Source organism: Abiotrophia defectiva ATCC 49176, assembly GCF_000160075.2.
Lineage (GTDB): Bacteria > Bacillota > Bacilli > Lactobacillales > Aerococcaceae > Abiotrophia > Abiotrophia defectiva.
The window spans coordinates 1,155,843-1,158,323 of record NZ_KI535340.1 but is presented as its reverse complement, the minus strand read 5'-3'; the positions used below and the strand labels follow the sequence as shown (position 1 = coordinate 1,158,323).

General features: G+C 53.4%; 3 protein-coding genes. 2 read left to right on the top strand and 1 reads right to left on the bottom strand.

All coding sequences use genetic code 11. The features are described 5' to 3' along the window. A partial coding sequence (locus tag GCWU000182_RS10265; RefSeq protein ID WP_023391779.1) for an IS256 family transposase occupies positions 1-651 on the top strand: 651 nt, incomplete at its 5' end. A 410-nt stretch (positions 652-1,061) separates the two neighbouring features. After that, positions 1,062-2,033: an NERD domain-containing protein gene (locus GCWU000182_RS05375; RefSeq protein WP_023391777.1), complete on the top strand. Its 972-nt coding sequence runs from the start codon at positions 1,062-1,064 to the stop codon at positions 2,031-2,033. A 267-nt stretch (positions 2,034-2,300) separates the two neighbouring features. On the opposite strand, the gene GCWU000182_RS10260 is transcribed toward GCWU000182_RS05375, so the two are convergent. Further along, positions 2,301-2,481: transposase (locus GCWU000182_RS10260; protein ID WP_023391775.1), on the bottom strand; the 181-nt coding region annotated here is incomplete at its 5' end.

Genomic DNA, 2,481 nt, shown 5'->3' with positions numbered 1-2,481 from the left:
TATCTCTACCTCGATGCCCTTTACATTAAGGTGCGCGAAGAGGGCCGCGTGGTGTCCAAGGCGGTCTACCTAGCCCAAGGGGTCAACGAGGCCAACAAGCGCGAAATCATTGGCTTTTGGGTGTCAGAAGAAGAAAGCAAGGAGGCTTGGCTGACCTTCCTTCAATCCCTACGTGCTCGTGGTTTGAGCCAGCCCACCCTGATTATTTCAGACGCTCACTCCGGACTCAGAGCCGCTATCCAGCACTGTTTTGTCGGCGTTCCTTGGCAGCGTTGCGTCTTTCATTTCTTGTCCAACATTGTCGAGACCATTCCCAGAAAAGGGAGTTTAGAGGCACGCGCAAAGTTGAAGGCCATTTTCCAAGCGCCCACCGCCGAACATGCAAGGCGGCTTAAGGAAGATTTTGAGGCTTCTGTCGCGGACAACCCTCGCTATCAGAAGGCCTTAAAGGTTTTAGATGAGGGCTTTGAAGATGCCGTCCAGTTTATGATGGAGCCTGAGATTTATCATCCCAACTTGCGGACGACTAATTCTGTCGAACGTTTAAACCGTGAAATCAGACGGCGAGATAAGGTCATTGGCGTCTATCCTAATGTCGCTTCTGCTGAGCGATTAATTGGCGCCATCCTCATTGATTTAAACGATGCTTAGCAGGCTAACGCACGCCCCTTCCTTGTCAATTTCACCAAACGCAAATAAGCTATAGGACAGCCTACATATTTTTACACAGGATTTTGGACTTGACTCTGTTTCCGCACTTTCCCGGGGAGCCAGTGGTCCACTCGGCGGAGTGGTCCACTGGCTCACGACTTTTCGGGCTTTTGACCTGGTTTCCGCACTTTTCCAGGGAGCTAGTGGTCCACTCGACGGAGTGGACCACTAGCTCGCGGCTTTTCGGCAACTTTGCCTTGGTTTCCGCCTCTCTCCTAGCCTTTTAAGCCGGCGGCCTACCCTTTTCCTAGCTTCTCATCAACTTTTTATCTCGAGCTTTCGTGCAAGAAGGCTCCTTTTCGGGTATTTATATATGAAGATACATTTTCACACCGAAAGGAGAATGCGGCATGCGTCCGCCAACTTGGGATTTCTACTTTTATCAGCTGCTTAGTCAGCGTTTTGAACTGAATGATTCGGACCAACGAAGGCTGGCCCGTCTGCGAAAAGGTTACGAGGGGGAGTGTCGGCTGGACTCCAGTATCCAGGCAGCCGGCTTGAGCTCGATTTATCTGCAGGATGTCTGGCTGCCTAGTCGGGAGGGGCCGGCGACTCGGGGTAGCCAGTTGGATGGGTTGCTGGTCTTGCCGGATTGCTTGTTGCTGCTGGAGGCCAAGCACTACTCGGGCTCCTTCCGCTACCAGGGCAAAAAAAGTTTGCTCAATGATCGACCCTACCACCACAATTTAGTCAATCAACTTGAAAATCATGTCGATGACTTGCGTCAATTTATCGAAAGTTTCCACCTACCACCCATTCCTATCCGGGCCCTGCTAATTTTCACAGACGACCAACTCGCCCTCGAGGGGACGCCGGGCCATTTTCTGACCTACGCCCAGTGGCTGGACCTGCTCGGACAGCTTACTAGCAGGCCGCCCCTGGCCAGCCAGTCCCTCTACCTCAGGGCGCTCAGCCCCTGGCAATTCCAAAACCCGCACCGGCCGCGTCAACTGGCGCCGGTCGAGGAGCAGTTACTGCGGCGGGGGCTGCTTTGTGGGAAATGTGGCTGGGGGCCGCTGGAACGAACGCGTTATAAGTGCAGCTGCCCCGCTTGTGATTTCAGTGAAAACAAGTCGCGTTGCTACTTGCGGGCCCTCTATGAGTACGCCCTCTTGCATCCTGACCAGGCCATTACGCGGCGGGCGGTGTTGGATTTTCTGGGAGAGGACGCCAATCCCAAGCTTGTGTCCAAGTTGCTGGCCCATTATGCTCAGCAGCAGGCCCACGGCCACGGCGCCAACGTGCCCTATGCCATCGCCCAGCCCCACCTCAAGCTGCATGAGCTGCTAGAAAATCCTGATCAGCCCATTCAGATTCATTAGTCCGCAGGGAAAGGGGGCTGGTGGTCTATTGGCTCGTGCCTTTTTCGGGGCTTTTGAATTGGTTGCTGCCTTGTTCCCAGGAGCTAGTGGTCCACTCTTTAAAGTGGACCACTGGCTCACGACTTTTACTAGCTTTTGACCCGGTTTCGGCCCTTTCTCCAGGAGCTAGTGGTCCACTCTCAAAAGTGGTCCACTGGCTCACGACTTTTCGGGGTTTTTGAGTCAAGTCCAAAATCCTGTGTAAAAATATGTAGGCTGTCCTATAGCTTATTTGCGTTTGGTGAAGTTGACCAGGAAGGGGCGTGCGTTAGCCTGCCAAGCATCGTTTAAATCAATGAGGATGGCGCCAATCAGTCGCTCAGCAGAAGCGACATTAGGGTAGACGCCAATGACCTTATCCCGCCGTCTGATTTCACGGTTCAAACGTTCGACAGAGTTAGTAGTCCGC

Bases quoted from the DNA above. Each gene is read 5' to 3' on its own strand.
- GCWU000182_RS05375 (WP_023391777.1), top strand. From the start codon at position 1,062: ATGCGTCCGCCAACTTGGGATTTCTACTTTTATCAGCTGCTTAGTCAG.